General features: G+C 67.6%; 22 protein-coding genes. 14 read left to right on the forward strand and 8 right to left on the reverse strand.

What is annotated here, in order from left to right:
• Positions 1-84: 84 nt before the first annotated feature.
• Positions 85-645 (forward strand): hypothetical protein, encoded by a 561-nt coding sequence (locus R2733_06425; GenBank protein MEZ5376135.1) that lies wholly within the window; start codon positions 85-87, stop codon positions 643-645.
• On the opposite strand, the gene R2733_06430 is transcribed toward R2733_06425, so the two are convergent.
• From R2733_06430 to R2733_06440, 3 genes are all read right to left on the reverse strand, one after another.
• Entirely contained in the window at positions 636-2087 is a 1452-nt protein-coding gene (locus R2733_06430; GenBank protein ID MEZ5376136.1) for an amidase, read from the reverse strand. The two genes, R2733_06425 and R2733_06430, sit on opposite strands and share 10 nt — an antisense overlap.
• A 48-nt stretch (positions 2088-2135) precedes the next feature.
• Positions 2136-3446 (reverse strand): serine hydrolase domain-containing protein, encoded by a 1311-nt coding sequence (locus R2733_06435; GenBank protein MEZ5376137.1) that lies wholly within the window; start codon positions 3444-3446, stop codon positions 2136-2138.
• 81 nt (positions 3447-3527) lie between these two features.
• Positions 3528-4208, reverse strand: coding sequence for a hypothetical protein (locus R2733_06440; protein MEZ5376138.1), 681 nt, complete (start codon positions 4206-4208; stop codon positions 3528-3530).
• A 113-nt stretch (positions 4209-4321) separates the two neighbouring features.
• Here R2733_06440 and R2733_06445 point away from each other — a divergent pair, with 113 nt between their 5' ends.
• A complete protein-coding gene (locus tag R2733_06445) occupies positions 4322-6958 on the forward strand; it encodes a hypothetical protein (protein MEZ5376139.1) in 2637 nt (878 codons plus the stop codon).
• A 417-nt stretch (positions 6959-7375) separates the two neighbouring features.
• Here R2733_06445 and R2733_06450 read toward each other — a convergent pair whose 3' ends face one another.
• The gene (locus R2733_06450) at positions 7376-7858 is read right to left on the reverse strand and encodes a hypothetical protein (GenBank protein ID MEZ5376140.1); all 483 of its coding nucleotides are present in this window, start codon (positions 7856-7858) and stop codon (positions 7376-7378) included.
• Positions 7859-7997: 139 nt separating this feature from the next.
• Between R2733_06450 and R2733_06455 the strand changes: the two genes are divergently transcribed.
• Complete coding sequence (locus R2733_06455) at positions 7998-9158, forward strand: hypothetical protein (protein ID MEZ5376141.1); 1161 nt, start codon at positions 7998-8000, stop codon at positions 9156-9158.
• Positions 9074-10162 carry a LuxR C-terminal-related transcriptional regulator gene (locus tag R2733_06460; GenBank protein ID MEZ5376142.1) on the forward strand — a complete coding sequence of 363 codons (1089 nt, stop codon included), beginning with the start codon at positions 9074-9076 and terminating at the stop codon, positions 10160-10162. Before R2733_06455 ends, R2733_06460 begins: the two co-directional genes overlap by 85 nt.
• 86 nt (positions 10163-10248) lie before the next feature.
• Here R2733_06460 and R2733_06465 read toward each other — a convergent pair whose 3' ends face one another.
• Both R2733_06465 and R2733_06470 read right to left on the reverse strand, forming a co-directional pair.
• The gene (locus tag R2733_06465; GenBank protein ID MEZ5376143.1) at positions 10249-10620 is read right to left on the reverse strand and encodes a PspC domain-containing protein; all 372 of its coding nucleotides are present in this window, start codon (positions 10618-10620) and stop codon (positions 10249-10251) included.
• Positions 10621-10750: 130 nt separating this feature from the next.
• Positions 10751-11308, reverse strand: coding sequence for a TetR/AcrR family transcriptional regulator (locus R2733_06470; protein MEZ5376144.1), 558 nt, complete (start codon positions 11306-11308; stop codon positions 10751-10753).
• A gap of 190 nt (positions 11309-11498) precedes the next feature.
• On the opposite strand from R2733_06470, the gene R2733_06475 reads away from it, so the two are divergent.
• From R2733_06475 to R2733_06520, 10 genes are all read left to right on the forward strand, one after another.
• A complete protein-coding gene (locus tag R2733_06475) occupies positions 11499-11891 on the forward strand; it encodes a hypothetical protein (protein MEZ5376145.1) in 393 nt (130 codons plus the stop codon).
• Entirely contained in the window at positions 11891-12718 is an 828-nt protein-coding gene (locus R2733_06480; protein MEZ5376146.1) for an endo alpha-1,4 polygalactosaminidase, read from the forward strand. The genes R2733_06475 and R2733_06480 overlap by 1 nt, the downstream gene beginning before the upstream one ends.
• A 90-nt stretch (positions 12719-12808) precedes the next feature.
• Entirely contained in the window at positions 12809-15997 is a 3189-nt protein-coding gene (locus R2733_06485) for an FtsX-like permease family protein (protein MEZ5376147.1), read from the forward strand.
• A complete protein-coding gene (locus R2733_06490; protein MEZ5376148.1) occupies positions 15994-18639 on the forward strand; it encodes an ABC transporter permease in 2646 nt (881 codons plus the stop codon). The genes R2733_06485 and R2733_06490 overlap by 4 nt, the downstream gene beginning before the upstream one ends.
• A complete protein-coding gene (locus tag R2733_06495; protein MEZ5376149.1) occupies positions 18636-19520 on the forward strand; it encodes an ABC transporter ATP-binding protein in 885 nt (294 codons plus the stop codon). The genes R2733_06490 and R2733_06495 overlap by 4 nt, the downstream gene beginning before the upstream one ends.
• On the forward strand, positions 19517-20200 hold the full coding sequence (locus tag R2733_06500) for an ABC transporter ATP-binding protein (protein ID MEZ5376150.1): 684 nt from the start codon (positions 19517-19519) through the stop codon (positions 20198-20200). Before R2733_06495 ends, R2733_06500 begins: the two co-directional genes overlap by 4 nt.
• 82 nt (positions 20201-20282) lie before the next feature.
• A complete protein-coding gene (locus tag R2733_06505) occupies positions 20283-20720 on the forward strand; it encodes an ester cyclase (GenBank protein MEZ5376151.1) in 438 nt (145 codons plus the stop codon).
• Between the two features lie 45 nt (positions 20721-20765).
• Positions 20766-21680 (forward strand): LLM class flavin-dependent oxidoreductase, encoded by a 915-nt coding sequence (locus R2733_06510; protein ID MEZ5376152.1) that lies wholly within the window; start codon positions 20766-20768, stop codon positions 21678-21680.
• Positions 21677-22543, forward strand: coding sequence for a dienelactone hydrolase family protein (locus R2733_06515; protein MEZ5376153.1), 867 nt, complete (start codon positions 21677-21679; stop codon positions 22541-22543). The genes R2733_06510 and R2733_06515 overlap by 4 nt, the downstream gene beginning before the upstream one ends.
• A 49-nt stretch (positions 22544-22592) precedes the next feature.
• On the forward strand, positions 22593-23426 hold the full coding sequence (locus R2733_06520) for an LLM class F420-dependent oxidoreductase (GenBank protein MEZ5376154.1): 834 nt from the start codon (positions 22593-22595) through the stop codon (positions 23424-23426).
• 4 nt (positions 23427-23430) lie between these two features.
• Here R2733_06520 and R2733_06525 read toward each other — a convergent pair whose 3' ends face one another.
• Positions 23431-24447 carry an LLM class flavin-dependent oxidoreductase gene (locus R2733_06525; protein MEZ5376155.1) on the reverse strand — a complete coding sequence of 339 codons (1017 nt, stop codon included), beginning with the start codon at positions 24445-24447 and terminating at the stop codon, positions 23431-23433.
• Positions 24448-24483: 36 nt separating this feature from the next.
• Positions 24484-25506 carry a zinc-binding dehydrogenase gene (locus R2733_06530; protein MEZ5376156.1) on the reverse strand — a complete coding sequence of 341 codons (1023 nt, stop codon included), beginning with the start codon at positions 25504-25506 and terminating at the stop codon, positions 24484-24486.
• Positions 25507-25517 lie beyond the last annotated feature (11 nt).

Raw genomic sequence — 25517 nt, forward strand, 5'->3', positions numbered from 1 at the left:
CTGACCACTGCACAGCACGTTGCACGCCGATGCGCCAGCCGGTTGACTTTCGGAGGTGCGGAACCCTCGATGGTGGCTGAGCGCATGACCCTTCCTGGCGACGACGACGAACTCGCTCCCATCGTGGAGCTCCGCCGGGTGCACGACGACCCAACCGACGAGCTGCTCGAAGCGCTCGCCGGCCGGCACCGCATCGAGGGTGCCGACGCCGATGATCTCCTCGCGAGCCTCACCAACGCGCTCCCGAACCCGCCGCTCGCCCTCCGAATCGGCATTGCCGTCCTTGCGACCGCTCAGCTCGTCGTCGTGCTTCCCTGGCTCGTCGACGCTGACCCGTTCGGGCTCCTCGGTGACTCGAGTGACGGCCACCTCACCCGCGACGGTGCACTCGGCCTCGCGGTTGCCGTCGCCGCACTCCTGACGGCGTGGCGTCCACGCTGGGCACTGCCGAGCTTCCTCATTGCATCCGCGGCGCTCATCGCCCAGACCGCAGCCGGGATCATCGACAGCTCACCCAGCCCCGGAGCGAACGAGCTGATCCATCTTCCATCGATCGCGCTGGCGTGCTTGACCGGCCTGGCAGGCATTCGCCTGCGACATCTCGGTCCGACCCGTCAGCCAAGCCGAGGTCGACCTCAGGCGTAGCCGGGCGGAATCTGGTAGCCGCCGAGCTCTCGCTCCATCATCGCGGCGAACGCGATCGACTCCCGATCGCGGAGATGACCGGCAACGATCTGCAGCCCGCACGGCAGACCCGAGGCGGTGAGCCCGGCCGGCGCAACGGTGCCGGGCAGATAGACACCGCATGACCAGCCGGCCCAGAACAGCTGGTCGATCGTCGATTCCTGACCACCGTTCACCGGGATGGTGCGGTCGGCCCGCTCGCCCGCCTGGTCGTGTGGGTAGGCAGCCGACGCCGCTGTCGGACAGAGCAACAGGTCGTACTCGTCGAAGAACGCGTCCCACACCAATCGTTCGGCTTCGCGCTCACGGTGATAGGCGCTCCACTCCCAATGGCTGAGCGTCACCGCTTTGCCGGCCACTGCGCGATAGTCCCGGTCGCCTGCGTCGTAGCGGTCGGCATGCGGACGCTGCGCCTCGTACGCGTCGGCCGGAAACTCGGTTCCGGTCGCGGCACGCAGCAGCATCAGATAGACCTCGTGACTGCGCACGATGTCGAGATCGGGGCGAGCGTCGGCGTCGACCTGCACGCCGAGTGCGGCCAACGCCTCGACCGTGGCTGCAAGCTGCTCGGTCAGCTCGGTGTCCTGAACGACGCACGGGCTCTCGAGCATGACAGCCACACGCCACTGGTCGGGACGCTCACGGCGCGAGGCGGGAAGGTCGAGCTTCCACGCCCTCGAGTCGAGCCGGTCGGCACCGGCAACGATGTCGAGACCGAGCGTCAGGTCGGACGCGTAGCGAGCCATCGGGCCGCCGACGCCGATGTCGATCTCGGCCGGGTTCCCCGGGCTGCCGTGCCCGGCGATCGGCACCAAGCCATAGGTCGGCTTGTGACCGAACACGCCGCAGTAGTGGGCGGGGTTGCGGATCGAGGCGCCGATGTCGCTCCCGAGCTCCAAGGCCGTGAGGCCGGCGGCGAGGCCCGCAGCGGCACCGCCCGACGAGCCGCCCGGGATGAGCTCGTGGTTCCACGGATTGGAGGTGGTTCCGTACACAGGGTTGAAGGTCTGCCAGTCGGCCATCGACACGGGCAGGTTGGTCTTGCCGTAGATGATCGCTCCGGCATCGAGAAGTCGCTGGACCGGCTCGGCGTTTGCGCTCGGACGCCAGTCGACGAGTTCGGGATGACCCGAGGTCGACGGGGAACCGACCCAATCCCACGCCTCCTTGATGGTCATGGGGACGCCGTGGAGCGGCCCCCACGACTCGCCGCGGGCGGTTGCGGCGTCAGCGTCGATCGCCCGCTGCTTGGCGACCTCGATCTGCGTGAACACCACGGCGTTGATGGCCGGGTTGTGCCGCTCGTATCGGTCGAGCGTTGCGGCCAGCAGCTCCGATGCCGAGATCTCCCCCGCCGCCACCGCCGCGGCCTGGTCACCGGCGCTTCGCAATGTCAGATCCATCCGCCGATTCTTGCGGCGATCTGGCGTCGGCGAAAGCTCGACCTCGTCTCAGTTCGCGAACAGATCGCCGACCACCGCTTGGATCTCGTCGTCGAGCAGATCGACGACGTCGGTGTAGCCGAAGCCGTCATGGCCGGGGTCGCTCCGCTGGTTGAACAGCACCACATAGTCGACCCGGCCGACATTCCGGGCCACGGTGTAGGTGCCCGACAGCGAGCCGTCGTGCCAGGTGTCGCAGGTCCGCATGTTCTCGAAGCCGTCGATGCACCGACCAGCGAGGAACGACAGCACCTCCGAGGCCGGCGCCACCAGACGACCGTGAGCGGTCATGGCCTCGAGGTAGAACCCTCCGTCGGCCCAGCAGGTCGGTGGCCCCGTGGGGTCGAAGAGGTTGATGGTCGTTCCCTCGTCGCATGCGTACTCGACCTCGTCGTCGGCTCGGTCCGAGGGCAACGACGATCCGAGGATGAGCCGATCCGACACGCCCAGCTCGGAATGCAGGAGGTCGAGGTAGGCGGACCCGGTGGTCTCCTCGATCGCCAGACCGGCCGAGAGGTAGCCGACATTCGAGTAGGCGTAGACCTCGCCGGGTTGATGCACGAGCGGTTCACCAAGGATCCACGTTGCCACGTCACGCTCGAGCGGCAGTCGATCGAGTCCGAGATCAGCCCGCACGAGGAGGGGCGCGAACATCGGATCGATCGAAACGTTGCTGTCGAAGCCGGCCGTGTGATCGAGAAGCTGACGAATCGTGATGGCGGCCATCTCCTCCCGGACCGGTCGACCGACCGCTGCCGCCTCATCGACCAAATCGATGACGCAGTCACTGGGTTGTTCGGGGGTACAGAAGGCCCGACGCTCGAGGTCGATCCGCCCTTGGCGCTGCAACTCGAAGGCGAGGGCACGAGTGTAGGGCTTGGTGACGCTGGCGAGGCGGAAGCGGTGTTCGGGCGTGAGCGGCTCGGTTCGATCCAGGTCGGCCCAGCCGAGCGCCACCTCGAGCACGGGGGCGCCGTCGACGGCGACTGCCAGGACCGCAGCACCGATGTCGCGATCGATGACGTACTGGTCGAACGATGCAACGACGGAGTCCCAGCCGTGGTCGACGGCTGATCCGCTGATCGGCCGCTGGATCCCGGCGACGGCCGCCAGGTCGACACTCTCGGCGACGGTCGAATCCGGCCCGGCTGGTGCGGTCGTCGAAGAGGTGGTCGACGACGGTGGCACGGTGGTGGCGGCCGGATTGGCGGTGCTGGTGGTCGCAGGTTCCAACGAGGCGGTCGAGCTCCCGCCACAGCCGGCGGCGGTGAGAAGTGCCGCTACCAGGGCAACGAGTCGTATGGTTCGAGGTCTGGACACGGGGTGCCGAAGGTAGCAACTCACTTCGAGCACGACCAGGCGAGGTCGACCGGCGTCACCGACCGGGTGTCGTGTGGCGCGTCAGCCCGCCAAGCGGGGCCGGGGAGCGGCAATTCGACCGGTGCGCAGGCCGGGGACGGCGGTACATGGTCGTCGATGCCCCGGGTCGGGGTCGTAGAACCGTTCCTCGACGGCGGTGCACCCGTTCGCCGCCGCCAACGACACCGCGATGATGTCGGCCAGATAGATCCGCTCGACCTCGCTCGCCAGGGCGCCGAACACCTCCGACCGACTGCAGCTTGCCTGCGACATGTCGCTGATCGACATCAGCACGGCGAGCACCGACGCCGGTGCGCCGCCGTGTTCTGACGAATCCAGGCAGTGAGCGGCAAGCTCGGTCGAGGCCGGGGTGACCGAACCGAACCTGATGCCCTCGTCGAGGGACGTCAGGTTCCGCTGCCACTGTCGCCAAAAGCCACGGCCGGCCCGGTCCGTGGCCTCGGGGCCGAGCGCGGAAACCAAGAGTCGCAGCATCGATGAAGCGTCGGACCACCGGAGCAGATCGCGTTCGAGTTCGACTCCCAACCACTTCCGCAGCCATCGCTCTCGTGGACCCAGCGTCTCCACCCGGTTGAGATCGGCGGCCAGCAGGTCCACACCGGCCTGCCAACACGCCACACCCGACTCGGTCAGGTTGTCGGCCGCAGCTGTCGGCATCACGCCCAATCCGTGCGCAAGGCTGGGCCGGATCCCGAGGATCATTGCTCTCAGGCGAACGGCAGCGTTTACAGTAGACATGGGGGAGCTTTCGGGTCGGGACGTCAGCTGCCATCCTGCGATGGCCTGGTACCCGGCGGGTACGTGCCAGAGGTCGAGTGAAACCAGGAACGAACATCGACACCGCAATCAGACGACGTCGGCTCGAGCAGGCGTGGCACCATCGCGGGCTGATCGTGGTGGAGTCGCCGCCGGGTTTCGACGCCGACCTGTTCCGAGACGACCTGTACGCGCTGGCCCGAGCCAACGGTGTCGACGTCATCCATCTCGACGACCCCGACGACATCGATGCCAACCGAGCGCCAGGACTCGCCGTGATCGACGCGCCATTGGCCAAGGGCCTGCGGGGCTGGCGCGACACCGTCATCGCGCGACACCGGGACGGTCGGGCCACCGTCGTTGCGCTCCCCGCCGGTATCAGTGGTGATGTGCTGGCCGAGGAGCCCGTACCCACGGTGTTGGTCGATGCCTATCAGCTCCGCATGTCCGGCGGTGATGTCGTTGCCGCTGCTGCCGCCGCCGACATCGGCGTCAGCGACGGGGTCGCCGACCTGATCGCCAGCCTCGGCGATGGTTGGCCGGCGTGGGTTCGGGCCTGCCTCGGCGCGGCCGGCGGCGATCGGGTCGATCTCGCCATCGACACCATCACCTCCGCCCCATTCCGGCGCCGCCTCGTTCGGAGTTACCTGCACGGCTTCACCGACACCCAACGATTCCACCTCGCGCAACTCGCTCACTTCGCTGCCTTCACCGACAACGCTGCGACAGCGATCGGCGGGTTCGGGTTCACCGAAACCGTGCTCCCCCACGCCCCCGGCCTCTATCGAGATCCTGCCGGCCGCTACCGCTTCGTCACTCCTGTCGACATCGAGCTCACGAGCGAGTTCGGGCTCGATCCCGCCATCGCCGAGGCGCTCGCCCCCGTCCTCGCCGCCGATGGCCAGGTCCTTCCTGCCACCCAGATCCTGATTCGGGCCGGTCTCGACACCAGTGCCGCTCGATTCCTCGAGTCGCTCCCCGGCCGGATCCTCGACCACTCCAACCAACGCGAACTCATCGCCATTCTCCGAGTCCTCCAGCCGCAGTTCAACGACCATCCCGGCCTCTCGCTCAAACTGGCTCGAGCCCACGGCAACCTGGCCGAGATCGCCGCGTCGGTCGCATCATGTGAACAGGTGGTCGCCCAGGTCACCGTGCCCGATCCGATCCGGCTCGAAGCCACCATCGAGCTGTTGATGTACCGACACCGCACCATCAGCCAGCCCGAAGCAGCACAGCGAATCGCCGACCTGCACGGCCAGGTCGACCATCTCGGCGGACCGCTGCCGACCCGACTGCGCGAAATCGAGGCCCAGATCCTGGGCCAGGCCAGCGACAACGCCACCGTGTCGGTCGCCGCCGACCGGTTCACCGAAGTCGCGGCCGAGTGGGAGGTGCAGCAGGAGCGCCTTCGGGCGGCCAAGACCCTCCGGGGATTGGCGTCGGGCCCGCTCTACCACCTCGGCCGCTACCGACACGGCCAGGAGCGCCTGGCCCACGCCAGCCAGCTCGCGGTCACCCAATCGTTCGACTACGGCATCACGGTCGGGCTCAAGGCTCGTTTCGACGCCCTGTGCGGCGATCTCGATGCCTACGAGCACTCCGTCGCTCTTGCCCAGCCGGTCATCACCGAGTCGGGGATCGGCTGGCTCGAGGGAAGCCTCCAATGGGCCGCTGCTCATGCTGCAGGCTGGCGTCACGACGCCGCCGGCGTCGACCGGGCGTTCCGCAACGCTCAACACATGCTCGGTGGTCTCTACGACACCGACACCGGCGTCGTCCTCGCGGCCGAGGTCGCCACCATCTTTGCCGCCCTCGGTCAGCACGATCGCGCACGGCGCTGCCTCGCTGCGATCGCCGACCGAGCCGATCAGAACCGTATGGAATACCGGCTGGCCGAACTCATCGTCACTGCTCGCGCCGGAGGTCTCGACCAGGCTGTGCTGCTGTGGCACGACCTCGATCGCAGTGGCATCGTTCCGGTCGACCGACGCTGGCGGGCCCAGCTCGAATTGATCGCTGCGGGATGGGCTGGATCGGGCACACCCACCGTGGCCGACATCGAGGCCGAAGCGGCACGGCTGGGCCTCGCCGACCTGCCCTCTCGGCTCGCACCCGCCCTGTTCGACCACGATGCAGCGATGCACATCCACCTGCTCGGGCGGTTCGCCATCACCACGACCGAGGGTGAACTCGATCTTCCAACTGGTCAGGTTCCTGAGCTCGTCAAATTGCTTGCCGTGCACGACGGGCAAATGACCATCGACGCGGTGTGCGACAGCCTGTGGCCCGACGCCGACATCAAGCTCGGCCTGCGCCGTCTCAAGAATCTCGTTGCGAAGACCCGCCACCACCTGGGCAACGACGCCCTCATTCGTCGGCCAGACACCTTGGCGCTCGCCAGCAACATCACCACCGACATCGCCGAGTTCACACGCGCCAGCAACGATTCGGTTGCCCGGCAGCGCAACGACGCCGAGGCTGCTCGGCGGTCCGCTGTCACGGCGCTCGACTCCTACGACGGGCACTTGCTCCCCGACGACATCTACAACGACCGGATCAATCAACGGCGCCGGCAGCTGCATCTCGATGCGGTGAGGCTCCTGGATCTCCTCAGCGACGCGCCGGCCGCGCAGGCTCCGTGGCTTGCCGACACCCGCCGACGGGTGCACGCCGAGGACCCCGCCACTCGCTGACCGAGTTCCAAGGCGCCGACGGGACCGGGGCCTGACCAGCGCCACACCCCGATTTTCGTCGTTCTCCGGGGCACCTCATCTGTCGGGTACCGGCTGGGTACCCGGCCATGTTCCCCTGACCGGGCTCACCCCCTCTCAGGAGAACACCGATGTCCAGGTTCAAGTTCGCGGCGGCTTCTTCCGCCATCTCGATCGGCGCCGCCGTCGTCAGCTTCATCGTCGCCGGCGGGGCGGAACTGGCCAACGGCGTGTTCTACATCTGATCGAGCACCAGTTCGCGTCCTCGACTGCCACGCCGCTTCCCTCCGCGGTGGGCAGCTCGAGGCCGAGCCGCCGCCGCATCGCCCGTTGTCGACGTCCGCCGTCAGACTCGAGTGGTGCGGCGGCGACGCCCTACCTCACCACGGCACCGGCTGGTCACCGAGTCTTCGATGACCGGCCAGTGCGGTAGGCAACGAACCCGGTCAATGCTGAGGCGACAGCGGTCAGCGGCGTGAATGCAATCCGCTCGACCGCACTGGCTGACGCGAAATTGCCGAGCGTGTTGAGGGCGAGGTAGCCAGCGATTCCCCAGGTGGCCGGCCCGAGCCATCGGGCAGGTCGACCGACGATGCCGGCGCGGCGCACGACCACGCCGGCCATCGCCATCAACGTGACGGCCGCTCCGGCGGCCGCAATGCGCATCTCTGGCGGAAGGACCCGGTCCTGCGTCCCACCCCAGACGTGCGCACCAAGTGGGGCACCAGCGGCAAGTGCACCCTGCACACCGGCGAAGGCAACGAAGATCCCGGCCGCACCGGCGGCGGCCCGCGTCACCGAATCATCGGAGATGCGGAAACGGCCTCGGGAACGGCTGCCTTCGCCGGTGGACATGGGGTGTGTGATCTCTCGAGCGGTCATACGGTCGAACCTTTCGTGATGGCTGCTCAAAGGTTCCCGCCGATCCGGGTGGGGCAGCGTCGCTCCCCGATCGATCTCACCCGGGTGAGTGGCTGCGCCCCGCCTGGCCACTGGGTTGCGGGAGTCCTACCCTGGTTCGATGGAGGGTTCGAACACGGCCGTCACCGCCACCAAGATCGCGCCCCCACGACCACCGAGCCGCCACCTACACCGCACTCGGCTGATCGAGCGACTCGAGGAGTCCGTGAACGCCGGCGGCACCGTCGTTCTGGCCAGTGCACCGGCCGGCTCTGGCAAATCGACCCTCGTCAACACCTGGCTCGACCGCCGGTCGGTGAAGGTCGGATGGCTCCAGATCGACGAGGGGGACGACGATCCATCTCGGTTCTGGGTCGGGCTGGCTGCAGCGGTACACGGCGGCGTGCCTGCCGTCGCCGAGGTGATCACCACCACGATCAGTGACGGCACCGATGCCGTGGTCGCGGCCATGGTCAACGCGATCGCCGAGAGCGGCGCCGAGATCGCGCTCGTCCTCGACGACTACCACCTCGTGTCGAACCCCGAGGTCCATCGCGGTGTCGAGCAGCTCATCACCCGGCGGCCGGCCAACCTGATCGTCGTGGTGTCGACGCGAGTCGATCCTCCCTTTCGACTCGGACGTCTGCGGGTGCGCGGCGAACTCAGTGAGATCCGGGCGGCCGATCTGCGGTTCGAGCGTGACGAATCTGCGTGGCTCCTCGATGCCGAGACCCTCGGGCTCGACCGCGATGCCGTTGAGCAGCTGACGACTCGCACCGAGGGGTGGGCGGCCGGCCTGGTATTGGCGGCGCTGTCACTCCATCGGGTCGCCGACGTCGCCGAATTCGTCGACTCGTTCCGTGGTGACGATCATCTGGTTGCCGACTACCTGAGCGACGAGTTTCTCGATGCGATCGAGCCGAACGAACGACAGCGTCTGCTGGAGGTCGCAGTCCTCGACCAGCTGAGCGGCAGCCTGATCGACGACGTGTGTGGCACCTCGGACGGCGCGGCATGGCTCACCTCGCTCGCTGCCGGCAATCAGCTGGTGATCTCGCTCGACCGCTCCGGGACCTGGTTCCGCTTCCATCACTTGCCGCGCGACCTGCTCAGGATCGAGCTCGAACGCACGTCACCCAAGCGGGCGGCAGTACTCCATGCCAACGCCGACGGTGGTACGCCGCAGCGGGTGACCTGGTGGCTGCGGTCGACCATCTCCTCGCGGCCGGCTGCCAGATCGAGGCCGCCGACATCGTGGCCGAGAACGCCACCGAGCTGCTGAACGTCGGGCGGGTGTTCACGGTGCGCCGCTACCTCGATCGACTCGGCGACCTCGTCGACGAGCACCGGGGTCTGACTGCCGTGAACGGATGGTTGTCTGTCGTCACCGGGCGCTTTGCCGAGGCCGAGCGGTCGCTCGACATCCTGCAACGGCTCGATGCAGGCGACGACGCCGGATTGCTCGTTTCGCTGTCGGCCATGATCCACCTCGCCAGGGGCGACGTCGCGTCGGGCCTGGCGATCGCCGAGGTCGATGTGTCGACGACCGAACCCGCCTACCCCATGGTGCTCGGCGCCGTGCGGGTGATGGGTGGCCAGTTCGACGAAGCACGGCCGTTCCTGACCCGAGCACGTGAGCTGGCGGCTCGACATCCCGACCACTTCGTCGCCGCCGTCGCCCCCGCCTACGAAGCAGTGGCCGAGATCGAGAGCGGACGAGGACAGCTCGCCGAGCGCCTGGCTCGCTCGTCGCTCGACTACGCAAGTGCGCACCGACTCCAAGGCGCGGCCCAACTCGCTCTGGCGCACAGTGTGATCGCCCGCTGCGCCGACGATCCGCACGCGGCATGGCTCGCTGCGCATCGAAGTGTGCAGCTCGCTCGCCGGTCGCCCGAACACGTGATGCTCGTCTACGTGCTCGCCGCAGCAGCGGACGCTGCCTTCGCTGAAAGGAGAAGCGAGGCCGAGGAACTCCTCCTCGAGGCCCGAACGATTGCCGATCGGTGTGTCGATCCGGGCATCGCCGGCCGGTACTTGCGCCGTGTGGAGGCCCGATACGGCAAGGCCGAGCGACCGATGGTCGATGCACTCGTCGAGGACCTGACCGAGCGCGAGCTCGCCGTGCTTCGCTACCTTCCCTCGCGCCTGTCCCAGCGCGAGATCGCCAGCGAACTGTACGTATCGCTCAACACGGTGAAGACACACTGCAAGGCGATCTACCGCAAGCTCGGTGTCGCCGGCCGCACCTCGGCAGTCCAAGCCGCACGCGATCACCGTCTGCTCTGAACCGGCCGACGGCTCCTCACCCGGGTGAGATCGAGGCCGCTGCACACCCGGCGGAGGCCGAGTGGGCAACGGCACCGAACCCAGAGTCAGGGAGCCGTCGTGTCGGAGGCGTCGGTCGAGCCACCCGAGCTGGTGGGCTCTTCGCCGAAAGGAGCACCGACGCTGTCGTCGATCGTGACGAGATCGGCATACCTCGGGGGCGGCGGGGCCACTGACGGCTGCTTCGGGATGATGGCCCACGCCGCCAGGTAGGCGACGGGAACCACGGGGAAGCCGCCGAGAAGTGTGACGGCGACGAGTCCGAGGCGAATCATGGTCGGGTCGAGATCGAAGTGCTCGCCGAGGCCGGCGGCCACGCCACCGAACTTGCCCTCGGTGCGCTCGAGACGGCGAACGGGTGCTGGTGCGGCGGAGGTCGAGGTGGTGGTGTCGTTGGCGGAGGTCTTTGTTGTTTCCATGCCTCCATCGTGAAGCCAGTTGCCGGGCGGCGATATCGGGCGAGTCCCGGATCACACCCTGACCCGACCCTGAGTGGGGCTCAGGGTCCGCCTCCAACGATCGTCCGGGGCGACGGTGATCGGCGAGCTGTCAGGGCGCCGTGGCGCCTGCCGTCACGCCGCGAACGAGCGAGCTCGTGTCGGCCCAGGGGTAGCCGCTCATCGTGACCAGCGCCTGGGCCACGCCGTTGAGTCCGCAGATCAACACTTCGGATCGCACGCGGAGCAGGTCCGGATCGGCGTCGACACCCAGCACCTCGGCGACGGCGCGGGCGAAGAGGTCGAAGCGGCTGATCACGGAGGCGTCGCCCATGAAGAGGCTGACGTCATCCTGCGTGATGCCGCTGGACATGAAGACCAGGAAGTAGTGATCACGATGCTCGAGCCAGAAATCGACGTACCCCTCAGCGAGTGCGTCGAGTCTCGCGACCGGATCGGTCTCGACGGCCACGACGGCGTCGAGCGCATCGAAGAGCTCGACGAACACGTCGGCCCAGATCAGCTGCAGGATCTCGAACTTGTTCTCGAAATACTTGTAGAGCGTCATCGGGGTACAGCCGGCAGAGCCGGCAAGTCGCCGCATCGAGACACCGGCGTACCCATCGGAGCGAAAGAGCTCGAGGGCGCAGCCGGCAATATGGGCTCGCATGTCGGCAATTTGCTCGGGCGTGCGCGGGGGCCGGCCGCGGCTGGGCCGCTCTCCGCCTGTTGGCACCACGTTGTCGGGTTGCATTCAGTCGAACCTCTTGCCTTTATTGTTTAGAACGCGTTATAACTTAACAATGCAGATGATATCGAGGGCCACGCTAGACACCGACGGACTCAGCGCTCATGAACACGTGCGATATGCCGTGCTGTTCGTGGTCGCTGCGGTGTGGAACTTCGCCGGTGCCCTTCCCGGCTTCATCGACAGCGCCGGAATGTTCAGCCGTGAGTTCGGGCGAGAACTCATCGACCCGGTGATGGTGATCGTCTACCGAGGGGCGTGGGGTACCGCCTTGCTCTATGGCGTCGGCTTCCTGCTGGTCGCCCGCCATCCCACACGTCACGCCGGCATCGTGCTCATGGGCGGGCTCGGCAAACTGTTCTTCGCTCTCCACCTCCTCTACATGTACGCCAAGGGATGGACGTCGGACTTCGCCCTGGTCGTCATCGTCGGCGATGCCGTCTTCGTTGCCCTCTTCGCCGTCTACTTCTTCCATTTGCGACGGCGCGGCTACAGACTCCTGTGATGCGGAAACTGTTGACGGCAGCCATCTCCCTGGCCTTTCTCGGCGCGTGCTCGACGTCCGAGGACACGACCGTCGACGATCCCCAAGGCAGCGCACCGGTCGCCGACCGACAGACCCCGCTGAGCGTGTCGAGCACGTGGCAGTGGCAGCTGCAGGGAGCACTCGATCGCTCGTACGAGGTCGACGTCTACGACATCGACCTCTTCGATTCGGGACAGTCGACGATCGAAGCCCTCCACGCCGATGACCGCATCGTCATCTGCTACTTCTCCGCCGGCTCCTTCGAGGACTGGCGCCAGGATGCCACCGACGTGGCCTCGGATGCGATGGGGCACCCACTCGATGGATTCCCCGACGAACGCTGGCTGGATGTCCGCCATTCGACGGTCCGCACCATGGTCGAGCGCCGGTTGGATGTCGCCGTCGAGATCGGATGCGATGGGGTCGAGCCCGACAACATGGACGGCTACACGAACTCGACCGGATTCGACCTCTCCGGCGACGACCAGCTCGACTTCAACCGCTTCGTCGCCGTCGCCGCGCATGATCGTGGACTCCTCGTTGGCCTCAAGAACGATCTCGACCAGATCCCCGAGCTCGCATCCGAGTACGACTTCGCCGTGAACGAGCAGTGCCACGAGTTCGACGAGTGCGAGGTCTATGAGCCGTTCACCGTCCAGGGCAAGCCGGTGTTCAACGCAGAGTACGACCAGCAGTACACCGAGCACCCCGACGAGATCTGCGAGCGGTCGCTGGAACTCGGGCTCCGCACGCTGATCTTGCCACTCGATCTGGACAACTCGTTTCGGATCAGTTGCGACGACTGACCGTTCCCCCTCCACCCGTCCTCCTCTGCCGTCGATCGGGTACGAGAGGTGCGGGGTGACCGAGCAGCTTCTGACGCGTAGTTTGGCTCGGTGCCCACCCCTGCGATCCGCATCGCCCTTGCTCGGATGCGAGCCGATCGGGCGCTCCTGAGCATCGTCGGGGCACTGAGCCTGGTCGCAACGACGCTCCTCACGCTCGGGCCGATGGCATCGTCGGCGATCACCGACGCCGCCGTGCAACGGCGACTCGTCGACGCGCCGCCGTCTCAGGGTGGCGTCGAAATCACGGGCCAAACCAGCGCCGGCGGCATCGGACAGGTCGTCGAGCAGATCCATGCCGCCACCACCATCGCTCTCGATGTCACCTGGCTCGCCCGCTCAGGAGCGGCGACCTACCCCAACCATCTCACAACGGCCGACGAGACCGGCGTGGTCACCTCGCTGGTCTCGATGGCCGAACCGCTCGACCTCCTCGAGTTCGTCGAAGGACGCCCTCCCGGCGCCGGCGAAGCGGCATTGCATCAGGATGCGGCCGCAGAACTGGGGTTGCGAGTCGGTGACCTCGTCGTGACCTCGCTCACACCGGATGGCCTTCGACTCGCGGGCGTCTTCGTGGCAGCGGATCGCAGCGACGTCCATTGGTGGGACTCACCGCAGGTGCGCGATGGCGTTGTCGACGGCGAGTCATTCACCACCGTCGGTCCGGTCGTGGTCGACTCGGCGACCTTGGCAGCGTTCTCCGACCAGCGTGATCTCGCCGTCAGCTGGCGAGTCTTGCCCGTGGCGGAGTCGATCGGGCGGGCGGACCTCGGCCGTTTGCGCCAGCTGCCCGGTGTCATCGAGGCGTCGATCGCGACCCATGACTCGGTCACGAACCGGCGCGTGACGAGCGACCTCGTCGGACTGCTGGATGGCATCGATCGGTCCTTGTCCGCAGCGAGCGTGGTGATCCTGGCGTTGTTGGCCATGTCGACGGCCCTCTCGATCCCGGCGCTCACGATTGCCGGCGGCTTGCTGGTCGATGCCCGCCGAGTGGAGACGGCACTGGTCACCAGCCGGGGGGCGTCGGGCCGCCAGGTGATTGGGACGGCGCTGGCGGAAGCCGCGCTTGCTCTCCTCCTGGTGGCTTCGCTGGCCATGCCGCTCGGCATCGCAACCCTGCAGGTGTTGGATTGTTCGGGGATCTCCTCCGATCTGGATCTGCGGCCGTCGATCGACGCGTGGGCCGTGCTGGCTCTCGCCATCGGGACCATCGCAAGCGCGCTGATCATCGTCAGGCCACTCTTCGGTCGCACCGACTACACCAGCGCTCGGGCAGCCATCAGCCGAGACAACGCCATGCCGTTCCTCCGCCGGACGAGACTGGATCTCCCCCTGATCGTCCTGGCCGTCCTCGGCCTCTGGAGACTTCGTCACGCGTCCGAGGCGCGTGCAACGTCCTCGATCGATCCGTCCATCGTCCTCGCCCCGGCCTTGGCACTGAGCGGCGGGGCACTCCTGGCCCAGCGGGTCGTCCGACTCGTCAGCATCGCTGCACTCGCCGTCACGAGGAGGACCTCGCAGCTTCCGGCCGTCATGGTCGCACGAAGCATCGCTCGGCAACCGACCTACGTCGCACGATCGACGCTGCTGATCGTGCTCGCCGTGGCCATCGGAGCCTTCGCCCTGGTCTATCGCTCCACCTGGGTGACATCGCAGGTCGATCAGGCCAACGCCGAGGTCGGTGTCGATGTGCTCGCCGAGATCGACCAACGAAGCGGTCGCGTGCCGGATCGATTGCTCGTCCCCTTGGTGGAACAGGTCGCAGACGTCGAGGCGGTACGGCCCGCCGTCCTCGCCACGGCCCGCCTGGGCGGGATCGACGCCGACCTGCTGCTGACCGACATGGCCTCCCTGCCCGATCTTCTGCGCAGCGGCGATGGAGGTGCACTCGGCGGATTGACATCTGGCGTTCCCCGAGGGCTGCTTCTCGAAGGCGAGACGCTGGGTGTGCATCTCGCATCCGAAACGCTCGCAGCGGTCGATGACTCCCCGATCGAGATCGGTGTCACCGTGGCCGACGTCGACGGCTTGGTCTACGCGCTTCCTGATATCCCAGTGCCGAGCAACTTTCACGGTCAGGTCGACCTTCCCCTCCACGAGTCGTTCGACGGATCTCAGGAGAAGGTCCCCTACAGCGGGCCGCTCCGGCTGCTCGGCGTGACCGTTGACGTCCCTGCGGGATTCGCCACACCCGATCCGCGTGACGATGACATCTCCTCGCTGGTCTCGGTCGAGATGACCGATTGGTCGCTCGATGGCGACCCGCTCGCCGTCGAGTTCGCCGGAGGCGACTTCGTGTTCGCACGTCGCCAGTTCGTCGAGGGTCCAACGGTCGAGAGCGACGACATCCCGAATGGTGCACGATTCGTCATCGCGGCCGGGCTGTCGCGAGGCCAGGGCGCACGAACGAGATTGTCGTTGCCGCTCCACGCGGAAGATCGCGTGCCGCCGCTCCCGATCGTCGTCACCACCGAACTGCTCGACCAATCGGGCCTGGCGGTCGGCGACCGTGTCGACGTGCTGGTGGGATCGACGCACCTCCCGGCCGTCGTCATGTCGGCGACCGAGGCTATTCCGCTCCGTCCCCAAGCGTCGCTTGCGGCGATGGCCGATCTCGGGTCGGCGACCTCGCTGGCCTTCGACACCGGGGAGGCGGCACTGCTGCCGACGCACCTTCTGCTCGCCAGCCGAGCTGACAACGCAGACACCCTTGTCGATCAACTGGAGTCTGGCCGGCTCAACAGCCCCGACGCCATCAGCAGGTGGCAGCGGGCCGAGGAACTCCGACGCGACCCCGGCCAGGTCGGCATCATCGTTTCACTGGCGATTGCCCTGGTGGCTTCGATCGTCGCTGCGGGGATCGGCCTGGTCGCCAACGCGGTCAGCGACCGGCGACGCCGGCTCACCGACACTGCCGTCCTCCGAGCGCTGGGCACGACGCAACGAATGCTCCGCACCATGGTCGTGATGGAGGCCGTCGTCGTTCTGGGTGTCGCGGTCGCCCTCGGTCTCGCCATCGCGGTCCTTCTCGGGTGGATGCTGCTCCCTTCGCTCACCGTGAACGTCGAAGGGTCTGTCGCAATCCCCGCTCCCACGCTCGTGATCCCCATGGATCAACTTGCGATCCTGGTGGCCGTGACGGGGATTGCGGCAGTGGCTGCGCCGACGTTGGTGTTCCGGTCGTTGCGTCGGACCGACCTTTCGGCCCTGCTGCGTACTGGTGAGGGGCGTCGATGACCGGTTGGATCGGCGGTGTCCGCTTCGGCCGGCCGGGTGCGCCCGCAGTGGCGGCGTGGCTGTTGACGCTCATCAGTGTCGCGGTACTCTCTGCGGTTCCGCTGCGACTGGCCGAAGGAGCGATGTCGGTCATCGAGGACCGGCTCGACGCTGCCCCGATCGCCGAGACCCATCTCGAGGTGACCACGATCGTCGACCTGTCGAAGCGGTCGATCGAGGCCCCGTTCGCTCCCGACGCCGCTGCTCCCCCGTTCGACGTTCCGTCGATGTTCCAGCACCCGACGGTCACCTCGTCGTGGCTCGACCTCCCGCGCTTCGTCGCGCGCCAGCGCAATGGTGAGCCGCTGCCCTTCCGGCTCCGGCTCACCCTTCGGGTGGTCGATGGCTTCGACCAGGTCGCTCGAACGATCCGAGTGGCCGATGCAGTAGCTCCGAGTGACTCGTCGGCTGAGATCGTCGACATCGCCGTGACCGAGGCCACGGCTCACCTCATGCGGGTCGACCTGGGCGACGTACTCGAACTGACGACGGACCCAGATGATCCGGTGGCGCGTGCCTATCAAGGGTCGGTGCTCGCCACGAAGGTCCGTGTCGCTGCGCTGGTCGAGCTGTCGCCTCCCGAGGACCCGATCTGGTTCGGTGACGACAGCCTCCACGAAGCGCGACAGCGCGACACGAACGACGGCTTCGAGGTCGACGCCGCTGCCGCCGTCGCCCTCGATGACTTCTTCCTCACCCCGTCGCTTCGCCCAGTCGGCGGCAACGGGACGCTGCGCCAGCTGCGTTCGATGGATGCGCCGGCGCCGACCGTGTCCGGCGCCGACGAATGGTCCCTGGAACTCGCTCGTATGGCGAGCGCCACGCCGGCGACTCCTCCCATCGGCACGCCGTCGGGGTCGAGCCGTCTTGCGGCGCTGCTTGACGACGTTGCCCGTAGCCGAGGGCAGGCGAATCGAACGGTCTCGGCCACCCGCGCCCTTCTTGCCGTGCTCGCCGTCGTTGCCGTCGTTCGCCTGATCACGCATGCCGTCGACGACCAGCGCGCCGCACTGGCAGTGTGGCGAGCCCGCGGCGCATCGAGACGCCGCCTGACGGCGGGAGCAACGGCCGCTGGCATCGCCGCCTCGGTCGTTGCTGCGGCGCTCGGTGTGGTGGTTGCCGTCGTCGTCGTCGGCGGCGCAGCGACCTTCACGCGGTCGACGATCGTCTGGCCTCTCCTTGCCGGCGTCGGTGTCGGGTCGCTCGTCGGCATGGTCGTGCGAACTGTCACCTCGCGTCCGCTCGGACCGGAGCTGCGACGTGAAACGGTGGATGGCGGTGCGATCCAGCGAGGTGTCGACATCGTCGTGTCTGTGGTGGCGGTCGCCTCGATCATCGTCATCGTGCGCGCCGGCGAACGCACGGAGACATCCATCCGCGTCGCCACTATCGCCCTCTCGGCGCTTGTGCTGACCGGAGGAATCGTGGCCCGCCGGTCGGTCATCTTCGTGGCGCGACGACGACGCGGACGTTCGCTCTCGACCGATCTCGCGGTGCGTCAACTGGCCTCGGGCGGCAGTGCGGCTCCACTGCTTGCCGATGTCACGGTGGTGGGCATCGCGGCACTCGCGCTCTCGTCTGCGCTGCTCGCAGCCGACAGATCGGTCCTCGTCGATCGATCGTGGGCCGTTGCGGTCGCTCCGGTCCGGGCCGCCGCCCTTCCCGGAGGTGAGATCGATCTCGACTCGGTGCGCGCCCTCACCGGTGCCGCCATCGTTGCCGGTGAGGCGCAGCTCTCCGGCCCTCTTTCGGTGGACGGTGCAGATCCACTCCTCACAACGGTGCTCTCGGTCGACCTCGATGCGGCGGCGGTCCTCAGCGAGACCGATCCGGCGAAGCCGTTCGGCGACCAGGCGCTTGGCTCGCTCGACGATGCCGGCCGCATACCGGTGCTGGTCCCTCCGGAGGGGATCGGAACAGGACCGATCCCGGCCGGTGCGATGCTACGGGGTGTGGCGACGCTCGACGATTTGTCCATGGTCGTCGTCGGCTACCACCATGCCCGACAGGCGGACCGGCCCATGGTGGTTGCCGACCGTTCGCTGGTCGAGTCTGCACTGGGACGACCGCTTCGAGTCGAGGCGGTGTCCTTGCCCGCCACCGTCGATGTCACCGACCTTGCCGCGGTCGGCGGGATCGCCAGCGTGACCGAACGCTCGGCGATCGAGTCGGTCCTCACCAACGATGCATTGCGACGAAGCCTTGTCGGCGGCGTGCAACTCGTGATGACGGCGGCCTCCGCCATCACCGTGGCCGGTGTCGGCTTCACTGCACTCCTCGTCGTTCACGCGCGGCGACGCCAGTCAGCGCTCCTCGCAGCGCTCGGGGCTGACCGGCGTACCATCGACCGGACGGTGTTCGCCGAACTGCTCGTCAGCCTCGTTGCCGCCGTCGCAGTCGGACTCGCCACGAGCGGCGTTGTCCTACGACTCATCGGTCCCGCCATCGTTCCCGACGAGGTCGCGGGTGGTCGGCTGTCGCCGACCCCCTCCGCTGTCGCCGCTGCCGTTGCCCTGTTGGCGCTCGGTGGTGCCGTGGCATTCACCATCCGACGAATCGTCCCGAACCGGACCAGCCGCACACTCCGCTTGGAGGTCACATGAGGATCAGCCACCACGACGACCTTGGCGTGGCATCGGGAGCGACGGTCGAGTGCGAAGGACTCGTACGTCTCTACTCGAGCAGCGAAACGGAAGTGGTTGCGCTGCAGGGCCTCGACCTTCGAATCGACGCAGGCGAGATGGTGTCGATCGTCGGCGCATCAGGCTCCGGCAAGAGCACGCTCCTCAACATCCTCGCCGGTCTCGACCGTCCGACCGCTGGTCGCGTCACGGTCGACGGTCACGACCTCCTGGCCATGTCCGAGTCCGATCGCCTCGACTACCGCCGCCGAGTCGTCGGGTTCGTGTGGCAGCAGACCGCGAGGAACCTGCTGCCCTATCTCTCGGCTCGCGACAATGTGATGCTTCCGCTCACCGTTGCCGGCGCCGGCCGATCGGAGCGGGACCAACGAGTCGCCGAGGTGATGACGCTGGTCGGCATCGAGCACCGGAGCGACCATCGACCGGACCAGCTTTCCGGAGGTGAACAACAGCGGGTCGCAGTCGCCGTCGCCCTGGCCAACCGTCCACGCCTGCTTCTCGCCGACGAACCCACCGGCGAGTTGGACCTCGAGACGGCGGCCGATGTCGTCGAGGTACTGCGAACCTCGTGCCGCGAGTTGGGTGTCACCACGGTGATCGTCACCCACGACGAGACGGTTGCACGCGCTGGGAATCGGTCGATCACCATCCGCGACGGACGTGTGTCGAGCGAGCGGCGGGTGAACGAATGGACACGAACGTTCGAAGACGAGCGCATCGTGGTCGACCGGGCCGGGCGCCTCCAGCTACCGGAGCGCGATCTCGAACAAGCCGGGCTCGGACGGCTCGTGCGCGTCCAGCCGAGCGACGAGTGCATCACCATCGAGAGGGACGAGCCATGACCCGACTCGTGGAGGGGATCGGCCTCGTCCGCTCATACGTGACAGGCGCCGGCGAGCTGGCGGTGTTGCGCGGCGCCGACATCACGATCGATGCCGCCGAGACCGTGGTGCTCAGCGGACGGTCGGGATCGGGCAAGACGACGCTGCTCAACGTCCTGGGCGGCATCGACCGAGCCGACACCGGTGAGCTGACGGTGTGCGGCACCGACATCATGCAGGCCAACGAGAGCGAGCGCGCCGAACTCCGTCGAACGTCGCTCTCCTTCGTCTTCCAGGCCTTCGGACTGCTCCCGGTGCTGAGCGCTGCCGAGAACGTCGAAGTTCCGCTTCGGCTGCTCGGCACATCTGCCGACGAGCGGGCCGAGCGTGTCGCAGCGATGCTGCGTTCGGTCGGGTTGGAGAAGCGAGCGCGTCATCGCCCTGGTGAACTCTCTGGTGGGGAGCAGCAGCGGGTGGCGATCGCCAGAGCACTGGTTGCCCAACCCCGTCTGCTGATTGCCGACGAGCCCACCGGCCAGCTCGACACAACGACGGGCCGTCAGATCATGCGCCTGCTCGACCAGCTCGCACACGAGCACGGGCTGGCCATGTTGATCGCCACCCACGATCCCGCTTCAGCCGGCACTGGAGCGCGACACCTCGTGCTCCGCGACGGCGTGCTCGAACCGGCGGCGGGATGACCGCTGCCGGCCACCAACCGCCGCACTAGGGTCGGAACGAGGGCATACGCCACCAGCGGGACGCCGGCGAGGGGAAGACCTGATGAACACAGCCGAGACGCTGATCGAGGCGTACGTGGCGGCCGGCGATGCTGCCGACTTCGATGCGTTCGAGCATCTCTTCTCTGCTGACGTGGTCACCCACACACCCGGTGATGCCACGGTGCACGGCATTGCCGGTCAGATCGAGGCCTGGCAGGCCGCACATCGAGGACTCGATCGGTTGTCACACGCCGTGATGGCCGTCGTTGGTTCCGACGTCGAGGCCGCGGCCAGGCTACGAGTCAGCGGCGTGCACACCGGCAACTTCCTGGGCGTCGAGCCAACCGGCAATCAGATCGAGGTCGATCAGGCGTTGTTCATTCGTGTCGCCGATGGCAAGATCGCCGAGATCTGGGAAGTGGTCGACACCAGCGCCGGGCTCCGCCAACTCGGGGTCCTCGGTGACCAAGCGCTGAGCCCGGGGTCCGAACGGCCCTGATCGGTCGTCGGCTCGGCAGCGGCTGGCGGCTTAACATCGGCGAGCATGGACGTGGGGCTGGAAGTGTGGGGAGCGGACTACCCGCAGATCGAAGCTGCCTGCCAACACGCCGCCGCACTCGGACTCGATGGCTTCGCCTATGGCGAGTCACCCCATCCGCTCAACCTCGATTGCTCGACGGTCCTCGCCGCGCTCGCACGATCGACCGAGCGGATTCGGCTCGGCCCCGTCATCGCCAACGTCCTGCCGGACTACCGCAGTTCGCTGCTCCTCAGCCGCCAGCTCGCCACCCTGGCGGCGCTCGCCCCGGGGCGGATCGAGCTCCGTACCGGTGTCGGTGCCGCAACAGCGTTTGCTCGACCGTGGTGGGAGCCCCACGGCGTCCGGTATCCCGCCTACGACGAGCGCTGCGCCGATCTCGCCGCCGCCATCGAGGTCATGTCGGCGACCTGGCAAGCCAGCGACGTGGCGATCCCCATCACGCTTGCTGCCACCGGCGAGCGGGCGATGATGCTGGCCGCCCGCGTCGCTCAGGTGTGGGAGACCTCGTTCTGCACGCCCGCCGAGTACGCACGCCGTCGTGCCCTTTTCGATGAGATCATCGAGCGAGAGTCGCCCGCTCGGGTGGTCGCCCGCTCGCTCGAGATCGACGGCTTCCTCGCCCCGACGGCGAACGGGGTGGATCGCGTCCTCGCCGCCGTCCGGGCCGACCGGGGTGGAGCCGAGGACCTCGAACCGATTCTCGACCGAGCGTTGGTCGGCACGCCCGACGAGGTGGCCGACCAACTCCACGCGCTGGCGGCCGTTGGCGTCGAACGGGTCCTCGTCGCCCTGCACGATCCGATGGACCTCGACGCCATTGCGGCCCTCGCCGAGGCGGCCGAGCGCGTGCGTTCCGTGGAACAATCAGCCGACGCGACCGACGAGTCCCTGAGCGACAAGCGAGGAACCAACCCATGAGTGACACGATCCGCCTCTGGCCCGACGGACCGCCGACGACGATTGCCGACGTTCCTCCCGAGTCGACCTACGACGTCACCGAAGGCGTCGCCGCTGGCACCTTCTTCTGGCGCAACATCTCCGATCCCACCCTCACGGTGTTCGAGCCGACGGAGGGTGCAGGCAATGGTGTCGGCATCATCGTGGTGCCCGGCGGCGGCTGGACGATTAACGCCTGGGGCCACGAAGGGGTCGATGTCGCCGACTGGCTGACTGCCCTCGGGTACACGGCGTTCGTCCTCAAATACCGGCTGCAGGCCTCGCCCGCCGACCCGGACGCATTCGCCGCCAGACAAGCCGCGGCCGGGCGGCTGTTCGAGGAACCGATCCCGCACGCCGGCAAGCCCACCGCCATCGGCGATCTGATCACAACGGACTCCTACCGGATCGCACGTGCCGCGGCGGCCGACGACGGACGGCGGGCGATCGAAATCGTCCGTTCCGAGGCCGGTCGGTTCGGCCTTCGCCCCGAAGCCCTCGGCATGATCGGCTTCTCCGCCGGTGCCTTCATGATCGTCGACATCGCCCTCGATCCCCGAGCTGATCAGGTCGCCTTCATCGCTCCGATCTACGGCGGCGAGACCCAGGGCGCGACGGTACCCGGCGATGCACCTCCACTGTTCACTGCCGTCGCACAGGACGACCCGCTGGTCCGGATCGTCGAGGGTCTCCACGCCGACTGGACCGCCGCCGATCGACCGTCGGAACTGCATGCCTTCCGCCGGGGAGGCCACGGATTCGGGATGGTGCGTCAAGGCCTACCGTCCGACGCCTGGACCGACCTCTTCCTCGGCTGGCTCGACGACCTCGCGGCTCGCACCTGACCGACCGAGCCATACCGACGCATGGCCGGAGTCGTGAAAGACTGCGGCCATGCGCTTCGCCTTCAAGACTTCGCCCCAGTCCACGACCTTCGACGACATGCTGGCCGTGTGGAAGGCAGCCGACGAGATCGAGTTGTTCGAGTCCGGCTGGACCTTCGACCACTTCGAGCCGATCTTCGCCGACCGCAGCGGCCCGTGCCTCGAGGGATGGCTCACCCTCACGGCACTGGCACAGGCGACCACCCGCCTCCGAGTCGGCGTGCTCGTCACCGGCGTGCCCTACCGACATCCTGCCGTCCTGGCCAACATGGCTGCCACGCTGGATCAGATCTCGCACGGCCGACTCGAACTCGGGCTCGGCGCCGGATGGAACACCGATGAGGCCAACGCCTACGGCATCGACCTGCTCTCGATCAAGGATCGGATGGACCGCTTCGACGAGGCCTGCGACGTGATCGTCTCGCTGCTCACACAGGAACGCTCCGCCTACGACGGCACGTATTACACACTCGACGGCGCCTACTGCGAACCGAAGGCGGTACAGACCCCGCACCCGCCGATCTGCATCGGCGGCAGCGGTGAGAAGCGCACGCTGCGAACGACCGCTCGGATCGCCCAGCACTGGAACTTCGTCGGCGGCCCGGTCGAGGAGTACGTCCGACTCAAGGGTGTGCTCGCCGATCACTGTGCCTCCTTCGACCGTGACCCCGCCGAGATCATGACCTCGGCGCACCTCTTCCTCGACCGCTCGAAACCGGAGGCGCTCGCCGCCCAGGCTGCGGCCTTCGCCGACGCCGGGCTCGACCTTGCGATCGTCTACCTCCCGCCACCGCACACGCCCGCCGACCTCGAGGCCGTTGCCGAGGCGGTCGCCGGGATCTGACCACTCAGCGGCGGACCAGCGCGATGGTCTCGAGTACCAGATCCCAGGCGGACGGGTTCACTGCGTTCAGACAGAGCACCTCGTCGGCCACGCCTTCGTAGGCCCGCAGCCGCTCGGCGCACTGCTCGGGTGTGCCGGTGATCGTGAGCCGATCGAGCAGATCGTCGCCGATGGCGGCCAGCGCTTCGTTCCAACGTTTCTGCGGCGCGTACTCGTCGCAGGCGTCGGCCACGTCGGCGTAGCCCTGGGCCCGGAGGAGGAAGTCGTAGTACGGGTGGGGAACCGGGTGGAAGAGCCCGGCGATGGCTCGACGCGCCGCCAATCGAGCGGCGGACTCGTCGCGGTCGATGCACACCATCGCCGCCATCGGAAAGCGCAAGCTGCCCGGGTCGTGGCCGGCCGCCTTCGCGGCGCGCTCGGCCCGAGGTCGGATCTCGTTGGCCAGATGCTCGGGCGACACGAGCACCCCCACGCCGACCCCATCGGTCATGGCTCCCGCCAGTTCGATCATGCGCGGCCCGGCCGCCGCCATCACGACGGGGACTCGCTGCGGATCGCGCGGGAGGTAGCGACGTTGCATGTGGTGGTGATGCCCGCCGATCTGCTCACCGTCGGGGACGATACCCCGGAGGAAGGCTCCGAGGATCGTCAGGTAGTCCCGCATGGTGGCCATGGGTCGACGGGTGTCGAGGCCGAACAACCACTCGTTGAGATGCCGATTCCCGACGCCGATCCCGAGTGTGAAACGGCCGTCCGACAGATCGGCAAGGTTCAACGCCACGGTCGCCGTCGCCTGGGGAGTGCGAGCCGCAGCGTTGGCGACATACGTCCCGAGGCGGAGCGTCGTGGTTGCCGCCGCCATGGCTGCGAGCGGCACGAACGGATCGCGCACCCCTTCGATGACCGACAGCCCGTCGGCGCCGGCCTCTTCGGCTCGCCGGGCCAAGGCGACGGCGTCGGCGATCGGTCCGTCGACGCGAAGATGCAGTGACAACGACATCGGACGGTCGGTGTTGGTCATGTCGTTCTCCCCTGGCAATGCCCGGACGCGAAGGGCTTAGTTGGCGAGATCGGTGATGACCGCCCGCCCCACGTAGGCGCCTGCCGCCAGCTCGTCGAACACGGTCGGCAGCTCGCTCAGTGGCGCGGTACGCCCGACATGGCTCTTCACCTTGCCGGCCGCTGCCAAGTCGACCAGCTCGCGCATGTCCTGCACATTGCCGACGACCGAGTAGATCATCGTGATGCCCTTGCGGAAGAAGTCCCAGGGCGAGATCTCGATGTTGCCCTGATCGGTCGGCGGGATCCCGACGCCGACGAACAACCCGCCACGACGCAACATGGTGATGCCGAGATCGAAGCCTGACTTCACCGCGGCGAAGATCAGCACGGCGTCGACACCGCCCTCAGCTGCGACACCGGCCGCCTCTTCGGGCGCCATCACCCGGTCGGCGCCCATCTCCTTGGCGAACGCCAGACGCTCCTCGCCGAGATCGACGCCGATCACCTCGTAGCCGAAATTCTTGGCCAACTGCACGGCGTAGTGCCCGAGGCCGCCGGCGGCACCGATGATGGCGACGGTCGAACCTGGGTTGATCTGGTGCTTGAACAGCTTCTTGATCGCGCCGTAGGCGGTGAGCCCGCCGCAGGCGAGCGCTGCTTCGTGATCACCGACCGAGTCGGGCAGCGCCACCAACGACTTCGCATAGACGCAGAACTGCTCGGCGAACGTCCCCATGATGCCCTTGGCCTGCGTGCAGAGCCGGGGTTCGCCACCGAGGCAATGGATACAGGCGCCACACCAGTAGCCGCCGCCCGTGCCGCCGAGGCCGAGAATGACTCGCTCCCCCACCGATGTGAATCGCTCGGCGCCCGGTCCGAGTTCCTCGACGATGCCGATGGCCTCGTGCCCACAGACGGGTACGACGACACCGGCCCACTCGCCCCGGGCCAGATGCAGGTCGGAGTGGCACACGCCGGCGGAGGTGATGCGAACCCGAGCGTGATCGGGGCCGGGTGTCGGCACCTCGGCGTCGGTGGCGATGGTGAGCTTGCCGTCGCTGATCTGGGCCTGTTGCATGTCGTCTCCTT

Source organism: Acidimicrobiales bacterium, assembly GCA_041394265.1.
Classification (GTDB): domain Bacteria; phylum Actinomycetota; class Acidimicrobiia; order Acidimicrobiales; family SZUA-35; genus JBBQUN01.